Source organism: Neobacillus pocheonensis, from assembly GCF_050477905.1.
Taxonomy (GTDB): domain Bacteria; phylum Bacillota; class Bacilli; order Bacillales; family Cytobacillaceae; genus Neobacillus; species Neobacillus pocheonensis_A.
This window is the reverse complement of sequence record NZ_JBCNAD010000001.1, coordinates 215,405-233,385: the sequence shown is the minus strand read 5'-3', so window position 1 is coordinate 233,385 and position 17,981 is coordinate 215,405. Positions and strand designations below refer to the sequence as shown.

At 40.0% G+C, this 17,981-nt stretch carries 17 protein-coding genes, 8 tRNA genes and 1 rRNA gene; 22 read left to right on the top strand and 4 right to left on the bottom strand.

Features of this window, described 5'->3' with window-relative positions; translation table 11 throughout:
* Window positions 1-98: 98 nt before the first annotated feature.
* The 12 genes from rrf to ABES02_RS01145 all read left to right on the top strand — a co-directional run bounded on the left by rrf (window position 99) and on the right by ABES02_RS01145 (window position 4,751).
* Window positions 99-215: ribosomal RNA gene (rrf, locus tag ABES02_RS01200) — 5S ribosomal RNA — on the top strand.
* A gap of 43 nt (window positions 216-258) precedes the next feature.
* Window positions 259-333 (top strand) — tRNA-Glu (locus ABES02_RS01195).
* Window positions 334-511: 178 nt separating this feature from the next.
* Window positions 512-587, top strand: a tRNA-Thr gene (locus tag ABES02_RS01190).
* A gap of 204 nt (window positions 588-791) precedes the next feature.
* Window positions 792-867 (top strand) — tRNA-Lys (locus ABES02_RS01185).
* A gap of 59 nt (window positions 868-926) precedes the next feature.
* A tRNA-Leu gene (locus ABES02_RS01180) sits at window positions 927-1,011 on the top strand.
* A 29-nt stretch (window positions 1,012-1,040) separates the two neighbouring features.
* Window positions 1,041-1,117, top strand: a tRNA-Arg gene (locus ABES02_RS01175).
* 6 nt (window positions 1,118-1,123) lie between these two features.
* Window positions 1,124-1,200, top strand: a tRNA-Pro gene (locus ABES02_RS01170).
* Window positions 1,201-1,275: 75 nt separating this feature from the next.
* Window positions 1,276-1,349: transfer RNA gene (locus ABES02_RS01165), tRNA-Cys, on the top strand.
* A gap of 13 nt (window positions 1,350-1,362) precedes the next feature.
* A tRNA-Gly gene (locus ABES02_RS01160) sits at window positions 1,363-1,436 on the top strand.
* Between the two features lie 447 nt (window positions 1,437-1,883).
* Window positions 1,884-2,648, top strand: a complete 765-nt coding sequence (locus tag ABES02_RS01155; RefSeq protein ID WP_430129700.1) for a putative protein N(5)-glutamine methyltransferase — start codon at window positions 1,884-1,886, stop codon at window positions 2,646-2,648.
* Window positions 2,649-2,789: 141 nt separating this feature from the next.
* Window positions 2,790-3,281 carry a hypothetical protein gene (locus ABES02_RS01150; protein ID WP_430129698.1) on the top strand — a complete coding sequence of 164 codons (492 nt, stop codon included), beginning with the start codon at window positions 2,790-2,792 and terminating at the stop codon, window positions 3,279-3,281.
* Window positions 3,282-3,509: 228 nt separating this feature from the next.
* A complete protein-coding gene (locus ABES02_RS01145; protein ID WP_430129695.1) occupies window positions 3,510-4,751 on the top strand; it encodes a LysM peptidoglycan-binding domain-containing protein in 1,242 nt (413 codons plus the stop codon).
* Between the two features lie 111 nt (window positions 4,752-4,862).
* On the opposite strand, the gene ABES02_RS01140 is transcribed toward ABES02_RS01145, so the two are convergent.
* A complete protein-coding gene (locus ABES02_RS01140; RefSeq protein ID WP_430129693.1) occupies window positions 4,863-5,291 on the bottom strand; it encodes a hypothetical protein in 429 nt (142 codons plus the stop codon).
* Window positions 5,292-5,535: 244 nt separating this feature from the next.
* Between ABES02_RS01140 and ABES02_RS01135 the strand changes: the two genes are divergently transcribed.
* The 5 genes from ABES02_RS01135 to ABES02_RS01115 all read left to right on the top strand — a co-directional run bounded on the left by ABES02_RS01135 (window position 5,536) and on the right by ABES02_RS01115 (window position 10,807).
* Entirely contained in the window at window positions 5,536-6,003 is a 468-nt protein-coding gene (locus tag ABES02_RS01135) for a hypothetical protein (protein WP_430129691.1), read from the top strand.
* A gap of 6 nt (window positions 6,004-6,009) precedes the next feature.
* The gene (locus ABES02_RS01130; protein ID WP_430129688.1) at window positions 6,010-6,513 is read left to right on the top strand and encodes a hypothetical protein; all 504 of its coding nucleotides are present in this window, start codon (window positions 6,010-6,012) and stop codon (window positions 6,511-6,513) included.
* Between the two features lie 409 nt (window positions 6,514-6,922).
* Entirely contained in the window at window positions 6,923-8,008 is a 1,086-nt protein-coding gene (locus tag ABES02_RS01125; RefSeq protein WP_430129685.1) for a Gfo/Idh/MocA family protein, read from the top strand.
* A gap of 285 nt (window positions 8,009-8,293) precedes the next feature.
* Window positions 8,294-10,096, top strand: a complete 1,803-nt coding sequence (locus ABES02_RS01120; RefSeq protein ID WP_430129683.1) for a glycosyltransferase — start codon at window positions 8,294-8,296, stop codon at window positions 10,094-10,096.
* 27 nt (window positions 10,097-10,123) lie between these two features.
* A complete protein-coding gene (locus tag ABES02_RS01115; protein WP_430129680.1) occupies window positions 10,124-10,807 on the top strand; it encodes a glycosyltransferase in 684 nt (227 codons plus the stop codon).
* A gap of 21 nt (window positions 10,808-10,828) precedes the next feature.
* Here the strand turns inward: ABES02_RS01115 and ABES02_RS01110 are convergent, their stop codons facing one another.
* Complete coding sequence (locus ABES02_RS01110) at window positions 10,829-11,395, bottom strand: YitT family protein (RefSeq protein ID WP_430129677.1); 567 nt, start codon at window positions 11,393-11,395, stop codon at window positions 10,829-10,831.
* Between the two features lie 422 nt (window positions 11,396-11,817).
* A complete protein-coding gene (locus ABES02_RS01105; RefSeq protein WP_430129674.1) occupies window positions 11,818-12,540 on the bottom strand; it encodes a TerC family protein in 723 nt (240 codons plus the stop codon).
* 122 nt (window positions 12,541-12,662) lie between these two features.
* On the opposite strand from ABES02_RS01105, the gene ABES02_RS01100 reads away from it, so the two are divergent.
* Window positions 12,663-13,184 carry a hypothetical protein gene (locus ABES02_RS01100; RefSeq protein ID WP_430129671.1) on the top strand — a complete coding sequence of 174 codons (522 nt, stop codon included), beginning with the start codon at window positions 12,663-12,665 and terminating at the stop codon, window positions 13,182-13,184.
* A gap of 48 nt (window positions 13,185-13,232) precedes the next feature.
* Here ABES02_RS01100 and ABES02_RS01095 read toward each other — a convergent pair whose 3' ends face one another.
* Entirely contained in the window at window positions 13,233-13,859 is a 627-nt protein-coding gene (locus tag ABES02_RS01095) for a LysE family translocator (protein ID WP_430129669.1), read from the bottom strand.
* A gap of 312 nt (window positions 13,860-14,171) precedes the next feature.
* On the opposite strand from ABES02_RS01095, the gene ABES02_RS01090 reads away from it, so the two are divergent.
* The 4 genes from ABES02_RS01090 to ABES02_RS01075 are packed head-to-tail and all read left to right on the top strand — an operon-like array spanning window position 14,172 to window position 17,977.
* Complete coding sequence (locus ABES02_RS01090) at window positions 14,172-14,930, top strand: sugar isomerase domain-containing protein (protein WP_430129666.1); 759 nt, start codon at window positions 14,172-14,174, stop codon at window positions 14,928-14,930.
* A gap of 27 nt (window positions 14,931-14,957) precedes the next feature.
* Window positions 14,958-15,692, top strand: coding sequence for a GntR family transcriptional regulator (locus tag ABES02_RS01085; protein ID WP_430129663.1), 735 nt, complete (start codon window positions 14,958-14,960; stop codon window positions 15,690-15,692).
* A gap of 21 nt (window positions 15,693-15,713) precedes the next feature.
* A complete protein-coding gene (locus ABES02_RS01080; RefSeq protein WP_430129660.1) occupies window positions 15,714-17,045 on the top strand; it encodes an ABC transporter substrate-binding protein in 1,332 nt (443 codons plus the stop codon).
* Window positions 17,046-17,104: 59 nt separating this feature from the next.
* Window positions 17,105-17,977, top strand: coding sequence for a carbohydrate ABC transporter permease (locus tag ABES02_RS01075; protein ID WP_430129657.1), 873 nt, complete (start codon window positions 17,105-17,107; stop codon window positions 17,975-17,977).
* Window positions 17,978-17,981 lie beyond the last annotated feature (4 nt).

Here is a 17,981-nt window from a genome sequence, read left to right as displayed (position 1 = left end):
TCGTTCGAGGACTTAACCAAAGTCTTAAAAGCGAACTCGTTTTTACAACTTCTTCTGCATTATCTAGTTTTGAGGGAATGAAACCTCATGTAAAATAGTCTGGTAATAATGGCGAGAAGGTCACACCCGTTCCCATACCGAACACGGAAGTTAAGCTTCTCAGCGCCGATGGTAGTTGGGGCAGGCGCCCCTGTGAGAGTAGGACGTTGCCAGGCTAAGCCCCTATTGGGGCTATTATTTTGCACATTTTTACATTTTGGCCCCTTGGTCAAGCGGTTAAGACACCGCCCTTTCACGGCGGTAACACGGGTTCGAATCCCGTAGGGGTCACCAAAGTTTTTCGTGATAGCGAAAATTACGCCGGTTTAGCTCAATTGGTAGAGCACGACCGAATAGACTCCTTGAATAGTCTTCAGCATACTGACCGAGCTGCTGCTTGCATATGCTTTCTGAGGTCAGGATGACGATAACTATACAGCGAGTTCAAAATATCTATTATCTCAAATATTATGCCGGTTTAGCTCAATTGGTAGAGCAACTGACTTGTAATCAGTAGGTTGGGGGTTCAAGTCCTCTAGCCGGCACCATTAATACTTTTTGCTTTTTTTGAGCAACTGACTTACCACAATTTAGTGGTAGGAAATCATCAAAGTATGAGCCATTAGCTCAGTCGGTAGAGCAGATTGCGAACTTCTTCGAATCAACTTCTGCGGGCAATCTGCGAGAAAGAACGTGAGTTCTTTTGAGCATCTGACTTACCACAATTTAGTTGTAGGAAATCATCAAAGTATGAGCCATTAGCTCAGTCGGTAGAGCATCTGACTTTTAATCAGAGGGTCGAAGGTTCGAGTCCTTCATGGCTCACCAAGTTTTTTTCGAAGTAAAAATAACTAAGTTTTTTGCGTCAGCAAAATAACTTTTAATTTGCGGGTGTGGCGGAATTGGCAGACGCACCAGACTTAGGATCTGGCGCCGCAAGGCGTGGGGGTTCGACTCCCTTCACCCGCACCAATTTTTTTACGAATTAAAATTCAATGAATGCGCCCGTAGCTCAATTGGATAGAGCGTTTGACTACGGATCAAAAGGTTATGGGTTCGACTCCTTTCGGGCGCGCCATTTTTACGGGAAGTAGCTCAGCTTGGTAGAGCACTTGGTTTGGGACCAAGGGGTCGCAGGTTCGAATCCTGTCTTCCCGACCAGTCGTAATTGGTTAATGCTTCGGATTGTGGTTCCGACATACGTTGGTTTAAATCCAGTTAGCCCAGCTAAATTAAGGCAGCATAGCCAAGTGGTAAGGCAGAGGTCTGCAAAACCTCTATCACCGGTTCAAATCCGGTTGCTGCCTCCAATTTTTCGAAAATGCGGGTGTAGTTTAGTGGTAAAACCTCAGCCTTCCAAGCTGATGTTGTGAGTTCGATTCTCATCACCCGCTCCATTATTCCAGCCTTTCAAAATTCCCTCAAAATTCTTCTTTTCCTATCATTTTTAAATTCACCTTTATAATCATTTTCTATATTTCAATAGTACATATATTTAAAACATTAATTATTGGTATTCGACAGTTTTTTTAGAGATTAAAAAGGTTAAATGCTGATGTACCGCGGTTAAATCCCAAACTAATCAAACGATTATTTAACTGACAAAATTTTTATCTATTCTTTAAATATTGTCCTTAAATATTACGGTCTTTGGACTTTTTAATCAAACGATTATTTAGTTTTAGCGTTAGGTTATTTTGTTTAGATTTGTCGGATCCGAGGTGCTTCGGAAAGTTTAATGTAAGAAGGACTTTTCCATTTTTTAACGAACTACCTATAAAAACCGTTATTAAGATTGGGTGGTAATTATAGGAGTACAATTTAAGTTTTATATTGACGACCAAATGAAAAAAAGTATAATCAAGAAACTTCTGACTGCCGGTTGCGTTTTTGCAGAAGAAGAGGCCCAGCTTCTTATTTCAGAGGCGCAGACATTGGAAAACCTCTCAAATATGGTCAATCTTCGAATAATCGGTACCCCGCTTGAACATGTCCTCGGTTGGGCGAAGTTCTGCGGCGTCAGGATAGCAGTAGACCCAGGAGTCTTCGTCCCCCGTCGACGTACTGAGTTTCTTGTCCAAAACGCAGTGGCATTTTCTTTCCCTGGAGCCATTGTCGTTGATCTTTGTTGCGGTACTGGCGCGGTGGGCATCGCGATAGCCAAAGCTCTGAGGGGAATTGAGTTGTATGCAGTAGACATCGACCCAGCGGCGGTACGATGTGCTCTTCGAAATGTTACAAGCCTAAATGGCTTCGTGTATGAAGGTGACCTCTTTGAGCCACTACCATCTAAACTACGTGGGAAAGTCAACATCCTAGTAGCAAACGCACCTTACGTACCTACCGAGGCAATCAAGCTGCTTCCCCAGGATGCACGTCTACATGAACCAAAGGAAGCGCTTGATGGAGGAGATGACGGACTTGATATTCAACGAAGAGTGGCAGAAGAAGCATCTTTCTGGCTAGCTTCGGGAGGGCATCTTTTAGTGGAGACGAGCCAAATGCAGGCCCCTCAGACCCTAGAAATCTTTACCCAATACGGGCTAATACCTCAGTTAACATATCACGATGAACTAGATGCTACTATCGTAATTGGAACGAAACTTTAAAGTGAATTTCACAAATGAATCAATCGGGTAATGTTCAGCTGCCATTCAGGCAGCTTTTCTTTTTTTACTAAAGGATCAGTAACAGATTTTAAGAAGTAAGGTTTAGATTCACAATATATTAGGGGAGGATAAAGTTAGGAGGTGATTTCTCTGAATTCAATTACAAGGAATTTAGATCTACATGCGCAAGGAAACTGGCTTCCCATCGTGGTATCTCTGGTATTGTTTCTGTATGCTCTTTTTATGCCTAAAAAAGAGCTAAGTTGGAGAGATCTGTATATTACTTTTGGAATTATTGGTTATTTTGCTTGGATTTCAGATTCGGTATTAGGGAAGATGCTAGATCTTGTCGATTTTGGAAACCCGAAAATCACGGGTATAGGTGAGTTTTTAAGCTATAGTTTAATTCCTTCCTCACTTGCTGTTATTTTTTTAAACTATTTAAAGAAGACCAATAAATGGATATTGACCATTTTGTTTATCATTATTTCTACTTTAATCGAATGGGGAATGAGGAAGGTTGGATATATGAAAGTTCATGGCTGGAGCTTTTTTATTTCAATCCCCTTGTATTTTGTAGTATTTAGCTTTTTACTACCAATTCACCGTAAAATAATTAAATGCAGGGACTAAGGGGGACGGTTCCAGTGGCCATCAAAACCATAAGAACCGCCCCTGAGACAGTTAATAGGAAGATTGTGGCTTTGGAACTAAATTCGACTATTTTTGCTAAATATGGACAGAAAATTTAATGGATTAACGAATATTACTTATGGGGATATAAATGTAATGGCCTACATAAGTAAAAGTTAAACCGTGTACATTTTCCCGGTATATAGCATAAATGGGGGAGAAAGAGAATTGATTTTAACAACGAAAGAATTATTTGCAAATGAGGAATTAGTACTAAGCAGGAAAGAAACTCACGGAAAAAGCAAGCAACCAAAAAGTGTACCAGAGTTCACTTCAAGGATGGAAAAACGCGAATATTATAGAGATAATTATTTTAATATTCGCAATGTGCTAGATATCAAGGAATTCCTAAACGATATTCATAATCATTGGGATACATATGTGTCACAGGTTCATCGATGGATTCAAAAGAATTCAGTCAAAAAGTTAGTCGTGACGGGCATTTTTACGCTTGTCCTAAGCTTTACCGGGATAAGTGCGAATGCTGCCTTTATTCATGAATATACGTACCAGGTGAAAAGCGGTGACTCGATTGACAGAATTGCTGCGGACCATGGTGTGACGGCAAAGGAAATATTAGATGCCAATGGGGTGACTTCCATTGACGGTAAAAAGATTCTTTTACCCAAAGTAGTAGATAGAACAGTCACTGCCACCACACTAAATGTTCGCTCCTATCCGAATACTGAAAGCAGTATTCTGCGTACATATAAAAAAGGGGATGTTGTAAAGGTTTCATTCGTAGAAAACGGATGGGCTGGCATTCTGATTAAGGGACGAGTTTGTTATGTAAAAGTGGATTATCTTTCATCAGTACCGAGCCAAGCTGCTGATACAGGCGAATCGCTAGCCATGTATGTAACGGCTGACTCGTTAAGGGTTAGAGTGGCCGCATCAACAAGTAGTGAGGTATTGGGTACCTTAAAATTAAACGATCAAGTGAAAGTGCAAACGATCGCGAATGGCTGGGCTCAGATTACTTTTAACAGCAAAGCAGCGTTTGTTAATGAAGCATTTTTAACGAAAAAGGAGCCAATCCAAACAAGTTCATCGGAGTATGTAATAAAGAGCGGGGATACTTTTACAAAAATTGCAAAAGCATTAGGTGTCTCTGTCTCATCCATTCAAGAGTTAAATCCTAATGTAGACTCATCAAAATTGAAGATTGGTCAAAAAATTAATATCCCTGCGCTATCTGGCGCTGACACAAATCGCATACAAGTCACGGCTCACATAGGAGGGGTAGACCCGCAGGGAACTTTTCGATTCATCACGTCTGATGGAAGAACGAATTGTGCAAAGGCATCAGGTAATATGATTTATGAATTATTTAACCATCAAGGTAAAAAAGTAACACTTACACTTGAAGGAAAAAGAGGTCAACAATTGACCTTAATAGCCCTTCAATAGTACTTCCCAGTAGAAAGCCTCCATGCGAGGCTTTTTATATTGGTTGTTTGCACATACATTGTTGCCATTCCCTTCGCTGATAGACCGCAAACGTTCGTTGATAGAATGCGATTAATAGCTTTTTAACAGCATACTATCTAAAACACGCATCTGCTCATAGGCTTTTACGAGTTGTTTAGGTACCAAGGTAAGTCCGTATTCCCAAGCATTCGTTTCAATTGTAGTTTTAAGTTGTTCAATTTCTTCATCTTCACCATATTTTAGAATCCTTAAATCATGTTTGTTTTTCTTGAAATCTAAATAATATCCGATTTCATGATAAAGAATAATTTTTACTAGGTTTTCATCTGTCTCTTTTATTTTAAAATTAATTTTAGCTAAATAGCCGTTTACTTGTAAGTAATTAAACCTTATCGTATTTGTTGATACGTTATAACTCATTGGTGCAGGCAGTTTATTGTTAAACTCATAATTTATATTTAAGTTGTGTTCTCTCAATGTACTTTCAATGATCTTCTCGATATCCCATATGTATAGCATCTTTTCTATCCCTGTCCTTTCAACCTTTTTCAACAGGTTATTATACCGCCTCTCATGTATTTTAAGAAATGTTAGTGGAAAGCGCATCCATCTATTTACCTTTTTTCTAGGACTAGTTTATTGAGCAATACACATCATTGTTTCAAATAAGGAATATTTCCCCTTTCCTTTAACAATACTTTATAAAGAAGTTTTTCTATGAGAGGGAGTAAAAAAAGGATGATGAAACGGTGAGAGGGTAAAAATGAAACTTACCATAATCATAGACGTAGCAATCCTACTGTTGGCTTCATTTTGTATCAAGAAGAAGAGACTTCACTTATTTGAAAATCTCTTCATCCTCATGATTCTAGAGTTCCTGGTTACCAGCTATTGTGCCATTTTGTACATTAATCTAGATGTTTGGACCGTGACGAATGAAACGGTGCCTTTTATTATTTTCCGAATTTATGAGGCCATCATTTGGCCGTTTGTTTGGTTGTTATATCTTAATTTGCTGCCCAATATGAAGTCCCGTTTCTCTAAATGGATTTTGACAGGTATATTTGTTGGAATTCAATCTGGGATTGAGCGCTGGCTGGTTGAATGGGAGGTCATTACATATAAGGATTGGCCCTTTTGGCATTCCATCATCCTCCAAGTTTTGGTCATCACGCTCGTAAACATGGCCCTGTCATGGTACCGAAATCTATTGAGGAAAGAAGGAAGATGAAACTAGATGATGCCGCTTCCGGAAAAATTTGATGAAAACGAATGGTTTTTGATTGGGTGTGTGGTCGTATCCTATTTAGTCCTGTTCTTTTTGCCGAAAAGATTTCCTCGGAGTACAACGATCCTCTTTTTGTTAATCGGTACAACGATTGCGAGGCTTTCGGACCATTTCCTGGCATCGCCGAAACTCGACTTGTATAATATTATGGATACACCCAATTATGATTTCTTTGATTTGATTACCTATTTTTTATATGCGCCTTTTTCTTATTTGTTTGTTTATTTTTATGACAGGTGGAAGATAAAAGGATATTGGATTCTGGTTTATCTTTTGCTTTGTACTTCAGGGGGAACGCTGTTTGAATGGGTTAATAAAGAATTTGGAGTGTTTACTTATAAAGGCTGGCGACTCTCTTATTCCTTCAGCGTGTATTTGGCGGTTCAGTGCTTTGTATTATTGTTTTTCCATTTGGTGGTTCGTCAGAATCGTCGACAGGTGCTAATTGAATGACCAAGGGTGACTAAGGGGGCGGTTCACATGGTCATTAAAAACCATGAGAACCGTCCCTGTGGCTCTCCTTAAGTAATTTAATTTGGATAGATTCTTGTATTTGCTATTTCTTTCTCTTTTTCAGTGGAATCATTTAAAAATCTGGATTTAAGCCTTATATATGGAGTATAATTTATTCTTGGGCTACATAGTGAATTCAACTAAGACGTATAAAATTTATTTTTTAAAATTTTCTTGGATAATTTGAATTCTCAGTAATTCTCATTGAAAGTACTTATTAGGTTATAATAACACTGTACATACTTTATCAGATTACTCTTTGATATCGACATAGCCACATTAGATACTATTATTGCAAAAGGAATGAAGGAAAAGAGTAAATATTGAATTATTTTCTAGGAGGATCATCATGAGTCTAAAATTTGCTATCATTGGTTGTGGAAGAATTTCACCGAATCATATCGCTGCTGCTATTGAAAATGAACTAGAAATTGTCGCTTTATGTGACATAGTTCCTGAAAATATGGAGGATAAAATTTCAACCTTTAACCTTCCTCAATCGACGCCGCAGTATACCGACTATAAGGAGATGCTTGAAAAAGAGAAACCGCAGTTAGTCGCCATTTGTACGGAGAGCGGTTCCCATGGTCAAATTGCCTTAGATTGCATAGAGGCTGGAAGTAATCTTATTATTGAGAAACCTATTGCTCTTTCACTTGAAGATGCTGATAACATTATCGAAAAGGCTAAGGAACATAACGTAAAGGTTTGCGCATGTCATCAAAACCGGTTTAATAAATCGATTCAAAAAATTAGAGAAGCAGTAGAACAAGAACGGTTTGGAAGACTACTACATGGAACGGCACATATTCGCTGGAACAGGGGAGAAGATTATTATAAACATGCTCCTTGGCGAGGAACTTGGGAGCAAGATGGAGGAGCACTTATGAATCAGTGTATCCATAATATCGATCTCTTGCGTTGGATGATGGGTAACGACATTGTAGAAGTAGTAGGAATGACTGATAATTTAAAACATAACTTTATCGAAGCGGAAGACTTTGGTGCGGCAATGATTAAGTTTGCCAACGGAAGTTATGGAATTGTCGAAGGGACAACCAATATTTTTCCGACTAATCTTGAGGAAACTTTGTATATCTTTGGGGATAGAGGTACCATTAAGGCTGGCGGGAAATCTGTGAATATTATAGAAGAATGGCGGTTCGCTGATGGGAAGGATGAACCGGAGGAAGTGAAAGCAAAGTATCAAGAAAATCCACCAACTGTGTACGGATTTGGCCATAATCCCCTTTATACAGACGTCATTGATGCTATTAAGAATGATCGGGAGCCCTATGTTACTGCAGAAGATGGAAGAAGAGCGTTAGAACTAGTTCTTGCTATTTACAAATCAGCCGCAGAAGGAAAAAGTGTAAAGCTTCCAATGAAAACGTGCAGTACGTTGGATTTTAAAGGCAGGTTTGACAACAAATAACAAGGCGATCTATTTATATATTGTAAAAAAGCTAACGAAGATGGTAAAGCTCCCACCTTTGTTAGCTTTTTCATTTTTTCATTTACATCAAGCTGCCTAGTATTTCTAATTAGAATGGTTTTCGATTGGTCGTGTGGTCGAGCCTTAAAATAGCCTAAAGAAAAATAGTTGTACCATACCGTTATTTCTGGGGATAAGTCTAGTCAAAATCTGATTATCCTCATATTCTGTAAAAGCTTGACCAATGGGACTGGTTATTTCAAAAATGGAAATGAGGTGTGCAACATGTTAGGAAATAGCTTGTATGAAGGGTTGCTAACCAATCTGAAAAATTCTTTCACATATGAGTTTTGGGTGAAGCCGGATATCCTTCATCCTATTAATAAACAATCACGCAAAAAACCTGTAAATCCAGATGGGCAAAATTATATTAATGGACCAGGACATGTGAAATACTATGATGAAGCCGCCGTTCATGTATCTGTCGGAAAAAATGGAATCACTGTCTATGAACATACGGATATTAATATTTATGCCGTGTTAGTCTATGAAGAGGTCATTAAAAAGGAAGCTCACATTGCCGTAATCTATGATGATGGAAGGCCTTATTTATACATGAACGGTGCGTTTGTTAAAAGTGGTGAACGAAGCCCTAAAAGGAATGTCTACCCAGCGGGGATCTTTGGTGAACAGCCGGGCTTATATTTTGAAGGGGATATCAAAGAGATTCGGCTTTGGGATCATTGCCGATCAGAAAAACAACTTCAGACCGATAGGAATAAACAACTTAAAGGAAACGAAGAGGGGCTATTTGGTAGTTGGACGGCCCGCCGTGATGTTGAATCAGAAGTAATATCAAAAAAGAAAAGTAATCGCCAAAACCGCACAAATAAAAAGAATCAAGATATTGAAGTCAGTATCATCATTCCTTCTTTCAATAAATTCCCCCTCAATTTATTCACTCTCTACTCACTCGAAAACCAAACCTTCAATCCTGCAAAAATGGAAGTTATCTTTATTGATGATGCCTCAACGGACCAAACTGAAGAAAAGCTTAAAAACTATCATCCTCCATATCAGTTTAACTATATTCGGAATGAAAAAAATCTTGGCAGGGCGAAGGTACGAAATGTGGGCATTCGCTCGGCGAGAGGGAGCCTTCTCATCTTCCTGGATGCTGAAATGGTGACAGAACCTGATTTTGTCGAAAAGCACTATCGGTATCATCAATCCAAAAACAAGATGATTTTGTCAGGGGTCATGCATTCCAAAAAGATCTATACCTGCATCTTTCCTGAATTTTCCCAGGATGTACGGGACAAGATTACAGACTTAACGACCACTAATCAAGAGATCAATAGGAGATTGCGAGACTTTCAATTACCTAGTGAAAATCCGTATCCATTAGTTGAAAAAAACGATATAACAAGTTTGTCCTATAAGGATTTGGTTTTTAAATCATTTTCGTGGTTTCAGAAAATCACCAAAAATTTTGATGCGGACCTGAATGGGTTTATGTTTCCGTGGATGGCCTTGCTTACAGGGAATGTTTCCATCCGTAAAGAGTTTATTGAACAGGCAGGGATGTTTGATGAAGACTTTATCCAATACGGATACGAAGATTGGGAATTAGGATACCGTTTATATAAAATGGGCGCCAAATACCTGGTCAGAAACGATGTAACAACCTACCATCAAGAACATCCTGTCGGACAAGATAAATGGAAAGAAGCCATTCATAATCTAAGGCTTTTTATTAATAAGCATCCTGACGTCGATGTTCTGATTCTTGGATTAGAACTAGCACGAATTGCCGATTTAATAACGATTAGTAAGGTATTAAAAGAATATAAGCTGCTCCTAAAATCCTATCCTGAGAGGTTTCAAGGGTTCCAAGAAAAATTTATCCGCATTCTTGAAACCATCGTCCTTCTCCTCCAAATCGATATCCGTCACGTTAATATTTTAGGAGCTGCTGGCATTGGCTCAGAGGGTAGAATAGAGCTTCAAGAAGATCTTCTTTCTATCAAAAATTTAGATTCATTCACAAATCTTGCCAGCATAATGGAAAAGCTAATGAACACGTAAATTTTTATAAAAAATTAGAAGGGGGGAGTGAAGTTATTGGTTTCGATTATTACTTGCACAATCAGAGAAGAGAACATGGATAATGTTTTCAACAATTATCAACAGCAATCCTATAAGGATAAAGAGCTTATCATTATCCTTAATAAGGATTCGATGGATATCGACAGGTGGATTGAAAAGGCAAAGAAATACCGTAATGTTCAAGTCTATCAACTACATCAAAAAGCAACGTTAGGCGACTGTTTAAATTTTGGGATTATGAAAGCAAAGGATGATATTATTGCAAAATTTGATGACGATGACTATTACGGGCCGGACTATATTAAAAGTTCGATAGAGGCTTTTAAAAATAAACATATATCGATTATTGGAAAAAGCTCGGTATTTATCTATTTTAAAAATATAAAAGCCTTGATTCATGTTTCAGGTAATGAGAATTCCATCACGGATAGTGTTGCTGGGGCTACACTAATGTTTAGAAAAAATGTGTTTCAACAGGTTCAATTTGAAAAGGTAAATCGAGGGGAGGATTACCATTTCCTTGAACAATGTAAAGAAAAAGGTTTAACTATCTATTCCACTGATCGCTTTCACTTCGCGGTCATTCGGCAAGATGCAGATAAACATACTTGGAAGATTTCCGAAGAGGAGCTAATGGCATGGGGAGAATTAATAGCTATTTCGGAAGACTTCCAGTCACTGGTCTCATAAAATTTCATCGGATTTTTAAGTTTAATGCCCTTCAATGATAGCGGTCGTTAGGCCGACGGTGCAAATAGCCATACATGAATAAAGGAAGCTATCTCCTTCTAGTACTGTAAAACCTGCAAGGATGATCAGCCCGTCAAGGATGATAATGATAAAAGCTAAATTTAAGGGAATGATTCCAGAAATGATTTTAGCGAGCAGGTCGGTCCCCCCCGTACTCGTCCTATATCGGAGCATGAGACCCACACCTATTCCAATAATCACTCCTCCAATTAAGGCGCTTGCCCATTGGGAGACGAGAAATTGCGACCGGATTGGTGCGAGCAAATCAATGAATATAGAAGTAGCAAACAATCCTTGTAAACTGCTAAAAAAATAACCTCTTTCAAACCTGGTTGAAAAAATACAAATAGGAAGACTTAATATGACCATCGTCAATCCTGTTTGAAACTCAAAGAAATAATGAAGGATTAAGGCAATGCCAAGGATTCCGCCGTCTATTAAATGATGAGGCACAAGAAACCCATTTACCCCAATTCCCACCAGCAAGCTGCCAATGATTGTTGCCATTAATGTCTGAAAAATAAACATCACCTTGTCCAGTTTTTTAATCTATCATATGTCGCTGCCTTGGAAAAAAGAATGGAAATCCCGGTACTGGACACGGACTTATAGTGGAATTTTTAAGTGATTTCTGAAGGAGATGCGGAAGGTTAGATATTTATTACCTATTCTTCTGGACTTTGACATATTTCTGGACACTTATGACATATTTTCAGCGACTTACAACCACTTTTTAGAAACTTACGACATTTGCTGGATATTAAATGGAAGTTTATTAGGGTTTACAAAACTTATGACATATTTTTTGGCACTTACGACATATTTTCAGCAACTTACAACCTCTTTTTAGAAACTTACGACATTTGCTGGATATTATTTGGAAACCAATTCTAACAGAAAAATTCACTAAATAACTTGAAAAGGGGAACGAATTAATTTTCGTTCCCTTTTTACTTTTCCTTAGATAAAAGCCATCCACCCATCGTAATAAGAAGCAAAACGGACCAAAAGGTTGTATTCCATATTGGGCCTTCGACAAACCTATGTGAAATCATGTGTACGGAAGGATGCGCAAGCGTATGTATGAACAACTTGACCCCAACCCAGCCAACCAGCAACATGGCGGCTGTCTCCAAACTCGGGCGTTTTGTCAGAAGCTTAACGAAGAATCCAGCTGCGAACCGGATCACGATTAAACCGGCAATAGCACCTAAAACAATCACGATAAATTGAGCGCCGTCCATCCCGCCTACTTCACCAATCGGCGTATCGGGCAAGTCCACTACTAGTGCCACTGCCGCTAAAATGGAATCTACTGCGAAGGCGATATCCGCGAAGGCAATCTGTGCAACCGTCACTCGATAGCTTTTTCCTTTATGGATTTTTCCATGGTCCTTTTTAAGCAAATGTTTGAAGGCGATGAAAATTAAATACATAGCCCCAACCGCTTGGATTTGCCAAACGTGGAACAGGTACGAAATAATAAAGATGGCCGCAATCCTGAAGAAAAAGGCGAATAGTAACCCTAGGTTAATCGCCCTTTTTTGTTGTTTTGCCGGTAAATGCCTGGCCATAATGGCTAAAACCAAAGCATTATCGGTTGACAATAAACCTTCTAACACGATCAAAATCAATAAAATCCAGCCGTACTCTAACATTAAAGATATCTCCATCTTTTCTGCCCCCTATCGCTGGTACAAGTATATTCAGAGGCAAATGGAGTTATTAATTTAAGGGAACTTTTTCCTCATGTATTCGTATTTAAGTAAATAGAAATGTACTGGGGGGACGACGGTTGAACGATCAAACACTTTATTTTAAAGATAATTTCTTTTCAGCGGGTAGGACAGAAATTTTCAATAGTTCCAAAGAAAAGGTTGGAGAGCTCGATTTAAAAAGTGCCTTTTCTTCAAGTATCGATGTGTTAAATCTGAATGAAAATATCGTGGTGACGGGTAAATTCACTTTTTTTAGTAATAAGTGGCGAATCTACAATGCTAATGAAGAGGAAATCGGTGTCCTTAAAGAGAAGCTGACCTTTTTATCGAAAAAATATGAATACGATGCCTATGGACGCGGTGTTTTTCATATTAAATCTGAGCCTTTCTCACGAGAGTATGAGATCATGGATGAGTTATCCAACACGGTAGGAAAGTTTGAAAAGGTTAGCGGCTTCTTTTCATCTCCAGCTTTCCAATTGAGTAACTTTATTGAAAAAGTTACGAATGAGGAGTTAATCGCCGTCGTAATGGGGATTAATGCCATTCATAAGAGGAGAAATGCAAGCGCTGCTGCTAACTCGGGAGGCGGGAATTAATAACAAAAAGCCCTTAGATTAGAATCCAAGGGCTTAATATGCGACCTATTAATGAGCCTTTTCTAGAGCCAGTTTTATACCAAAACCAATCAATACAGAACCTGTTATTCCTTCCATAACCGTTTGGGTCTTTTGTTTTTTCATAAAGGCGCTAATCTGGTTAAGTAGATTAATATAGAGCAAGAACCATAAGGCGGTTAATACGGTATAAGTTATTCCCATTATTAAAAACGGAATAAAAGTTTTGCTTCCCGATTGGATGAACTGTGGCAAAAAGGTAAGGAAAAAGACAGCAACTTTTGGATTTAGGAGATTTGTAAGGAAACCTTGTTTAAAACAAGACTTGCTTCCATATTTACTGTTGACCGTTATTTCGGTCGCTGATGCTTTCTTGTTCCTTAGTGCCCATAGTGACTTGATGCCAAGATAAACTAAATACACAGCACCGATGTATTTAAAAACAGAAAATAATAAAGCTGATTTCACGATAATGGCTGATAGTCCAATAATGGCAGCTGAGGTATGAATGAGTAGTGCACAACAAATTCCAAACATCGTTTTATAACCTCCTGTTTTTCCAACAGAGAGGGCATTCTTCGTAACAATTGCCGTATCAGGCCCAGGTAAAATAATGAGCAAAATACAAGTAATCACAAACAAATAAAAGTTTTCCACTTTTGAACCACCTTTCCAAGTTGTTAACTATAAAAAATTGCTACATTTAATTTACCATAAGATTTTTGAAAAGTAAGTCAATTGTGATAAAAAACTGTATAAAAAGGGGATGCTACCATGTTTAATGAAGCATCCCTTTTTAATGTGGCTAAATCAATCCCAAGATTGAGGCGGGGTGCCCCTCCAAGGTTCCATAAAAATTAGGTATGTTGAAATCCCTTTGAGAATAGAATTATACAGAATTTGATATGTCAACATGTTGAATTAGATATATCGATTTAAACTGCAGCAAATTTTAGGGGGAGTTTATGGATGACGGAAGTGAAATTTTTAAAAGAAATGCAGGCATTAGCCGAGAACCTTCAACAAAACAATGAGTCCATTTTGCTGGCGGCAAAGAAGGCTGCAGAAACGATCCAAGCAGGACACTGGGTTCAGCTTTTTGGAAGCGGTCATTCCGTTATTCCAACCATGGACTGCTTCCCTCGTTATGGAGGATTCGTTGGCTTTCATCCTATCATGGATCCTCGCTTAATGTGGACAACAGTCAGCGGTCCTGGAGGAGCGGAAGAAGTACTATGGCTTGAAAGACAAGAGGGGTATATGGAATTATTCCTCAGACACCATACCTGGAATAAGGAAGATATTTTCATAGTTATTTCTCACGGCGGACAGAATCCCGCCCCGGTTGAGATTGCTCTGGCAGCGAAAGAAGCAGGATTGTATGTGATTGCGATTACTTCAGAAGAAAATCATCTTCACAAGCCAGCCACGCATTCAAGCGGCAAGAAGATTGGCGATATGGCCGACCTGGTAATTTTCAACGGCGTCTCACCTGAGGATGCGGTTGTCGATGTTCCGGGTGTAAGCGGCAGGGTCGGCGGCTTATCCACTCTATCCGCCATCGCCATCATCCAATCCTTGGTATCTGAAACAGCGCTAGAATTAGCAAGACTTGGTTACAAAGTAAGACCTTTTGCCTCTCCGAACGTGGAAGGAATCACGAAGACGCACAACGATGAAGTATATGTGGAATATCGGAAGCGACTAAAAGAGACAGTAAAAATCTAATACAGTGATCAGGCGGGAGTGTGGCCCATGAAAGGGACCAAAAAAGGGAATCAACCGCTGTATAAGCAAATAGCGGATTATATCCGCCAAAAGGTTGATGCCGGTGAATGGTCAGTAGGTGATCAAGTTCCACCAGAGATTCGGCTATGCGAACAATTTAATGTCAGCAGAATTACCGTTGTAAAGGCTTTGGAACGGCTGGCAGAGGAAGGGCTGCTCGTCAGGGAGCAAGGAAAAGGCACCTTTGTCGCCCTGCCGGAATTATCGACAGAACCAGCAGAACTGATGAGCTTCACCGAAGAGATGAAACGGAAAGGAAAGAGTCCCGGAACGGTCGTCCTCTCAAAGAGCTGGTCCAAGCCGGCCATTGGGATTCAGCAAAGGCTGAAGCTCGGGCCGAACGAGAAGGTTTTGGCCATCAGGCGGTTAATGATGGCAGACAATCTTCCCATTGGTATCCAAACAAGCTATCTTCCTCAAAAGCAATTCCCGGAATTAATGAATTATGTAACCGATAATGTCTCGCTATATTCTGTTCTGCAGGAGCATTACGGAACGATCATTACGCAAGCGATTGAAACCTATCGCGCGGTGCAACTAGATGTAGAGGAAAAGGAACTGTTAGAGGCAGGGCATACCGGAACAGGCTTTAATGTCGAGCGCCTATCATTTGTCGGCGATATGCCGGTGGAATTTGTACGGTCCATCATGCGGGCCGATCAAACCTATTATTCTGTGAAACTAGTTCGGAAAGGTTTTTAATCTAAATTAGGGGAGATTACTATGATAAAAAAGGGTTCAATCATTCTATTGGTTTTCCTATTGGTTCTCTCTATGGCGGCATGTAATTCAACTAACAGTTCCTCCGGCAAAGATAAAAAGGTTAAAATTTCCTACTTAACCCACTGGGCAGCGCCCCAGGTCGAACAGCTGAAAAGTGCGATTAAGGAATACAACAAAATTGAACCGAATGTAGAAATTGAAGTAAGAGCCGTGCCTTTCGGCAACCTTTTGACCACCTTAACTACCCAATCCTCCGGATCAGGTGCCCCAACTATCACCAGCATCTATGAACTATGGCTTCCGCAGCTTGTGAAAGATAAGATTGCCGCCCCCGTCCCAGCAGACTATGAAAATGAAATTAAAACCAATTATCCTGAAGGAATTGTTAACGCTATCACCGATGGCGGCAAGGTTTACGGCTTCCCGAATGAAGTCAATCTGTATGCCCTGAACTACAATGAAAAGCTTTTCCAAGAGGCAGGCATTTCCGGTCCTCCGAAAACATGGACTGAGCTCGTTGATGATTCGAAAAAGCTGACAAAGAAAGATGCATCTGGAAAAATTACTCAGCAAGGGTTCGGGATTATTACCAGTTGGAACAGCGGTGTCGTTCATCCGTGGCTGTCCTTGCTCTACTCAAACGGAGGCGAGTTATTAAATCAGGAACATATGCCTGTTCTCGATTCCGAAGAAGCCAAGGAAACAACAGACCTTTACAAGCAGTTGATTTTTGACGAAAAGACCACCGAGCCTTCGATGGGTATCGCCAATGCCAGCACAACAGGCCCTTACTTAGATAACTTTGCAAACGGCAAAACCGCGATGATTATCATGGCCAACTGGTGGCAGAGTGCCCTAAAGGACAGCATGGGAGATAAGTTTAGCGACATTAAAACGGCTCCGATACCTGCAGGCCCTAGCGGATCAGGGTCACACAGCGTTTCTTATTCCTGGCTGACTTCGGTGAACGCGAAAGCAGATAAAGCTCAGCAAGAGGCCGCCTGGAAATTCTTAAAATGGCTGAATGGGAATGAAAGCGGCAAAAATGGTTCCTCTGCTATGGGAGATATGTTAATGGGCATGGGCATTGTACCGAGCCGCAACTCTGATATCACCGCCCATCAAGCGGAATTGGCTTCCCCATTCTTAAAGCCATATGTTGATGAATTGAAAAATGCAAAATCCTTCCCGATTGTGCTTGGAGGAAATGAGCTGACCACGACGCTTCAGCAGCAGCTTGAGCAAATGGAATTCGGCAAGGCTTCCTCGAAAGATACCATGGATAATGCCCAAAAGAGCCTGAAGGAATTAATGTCGCAATTCTATAAATAAGATTTGGGGGGGAATTGTGCGTTTCGCGCAGTTCCCTCTTACTAAAAGGGGATGTTTCTGTGAAAAAACCTCGTCGTTTGGAGACCGTCGGATTCCTTTTTCCGGGGATTGGCCTCTTAGCTGTTTTTATCATTTTCCCAATTCTCCTTACTGCATGGGTCAGCCTGAATCACTGGTCGATGCTGACGCCTTTGTCGGAAATGAACTTTGTTGGCTTTGAAAATTACGCGAAAATTTTTGAACAGGAAACATTTAAAAGGGCGTTGATTAATACCTTCACCTATTCGGCCGCCAATTTAGTCGTGATGATTCCTCTTTCGCTATTGTTCGGCCTGTTATTGTATCAGGCTGCTTTAAAAGGCACAGCCCTTGTCCGGACGTTGCTATTTTTGCCGTATATTATCCCTTCGGTTGCCGTGGCGATTGTCTGGGGCTATCTATATTCCCCGATGTTTGGTCCGTTTAATGAGATTTTGGCCTTTTTCCATCTTCCAGCCCAGCAATGGCTCGGATCGCTGGATCAAGCCATGTTGTCGCTGGTGATATTAAATGTTTGGCAAACGCTTGGATACTATGTCGTAATTGTCATCGCCGGACTGACGGAAATTTCGCAGGATTATTATGAAGCGGCCGCCATCGATGGCGCCAATTCCTTGCAAAAATTGTTTTATATTACGATTCCGTTATTAAAACGGTCGCTGTCTTTTATTGTCATTATTATGACGATTAATACCTTGCAGGTGTTTGACCCTATCTATGTCCTGACCCAGGGCGGTCCGGCAAACAGCACCAATGTCGTTTCGTATCATATGTATGACACAGCGTTTAACTTTGGAAATCCAGGCCAGGCCAGTGCGATGGCATTCATTTTATATGTAGTGGTGTTATTTTTTACCATCCTGCAGTTACGGTTATTCAAAACGGATTTTTAGGAGG

Coding starts and splice junctions, on each gene's coding strand:
- ABES02_RS01155 (WP_430129700.1), top strand. CDS start 1,884: ATGAAAAAAAGTATAATCAAGAAACTTCTGACTGCCGGTTGCGTTTTT.
- ABES02_RS01140 (WP_430129693.1), bottom strand. CDS start 5,291: ATGCTATACATATGGGATATCGAGAAGATCATTGAAAGTACATTGAGA.
- ABES02_RS01135 (WP_430129691.1), top strand. CDS start 5,536: ATGAAACTTACCATAATCATAGACGTAGCAATCCTACTGTTGGCTTCA.
- ABES02_RS01130 (WP_430129688.1), top strand. CDS start 6,010: ATGATGCCGCTTCCGGAAAAATTTGATGAAAACGAATGGTTTTTGATT.
- ABES02_RS01125 (WP_430129685.1), top strand. CDS start 6,923: ATGAGTCTAAAATTTGCTATCATTGGTTGTGGAAGAATTTCACCGAAT.
- ABES02_RS01120 (WP_430129683.1), top strand. CDS start 8,294: ATGTTAGGAAATAGCTTGTATGAAGGGTTGCTAACCAATCTGAAAAAT.
- ABES02_RS01110 (WP_430129677.1), bottom strand. CDS start 11,395: ATGTTTATTTTTCAGACATTAATGGCAACAATCATTGGCAGCTTGCTG.
- ABES02_RS01105 (WP_430129674.1), bottom strand. CDS start 12,540: ATGGAGATATCTTTAATGTTAGAGTACGGCTGGATTTTATTGATTTTG.
- ABES02_RS01090 (WP_430129666.1), top strand. CDS start 14,172: ATGACGGAAGTGAAATTTTTAAAAGAAATGCAGGCATTAGCCGAGAAC.
- ABES02_RS01085 (WP_430129663.1), top strand. CDS start 14,958: ATGAAAGGGACCAAAAAAGGGAATCAACCGCTGTATAAGCAAATAGCG.
- ABES02_RS01080 (WP_430129660.1), top strand. CDS start 15,714: ATGATAAAAAAGGGTTCAATCATTCTATTGGTTTTCCTATTGGTTCTC.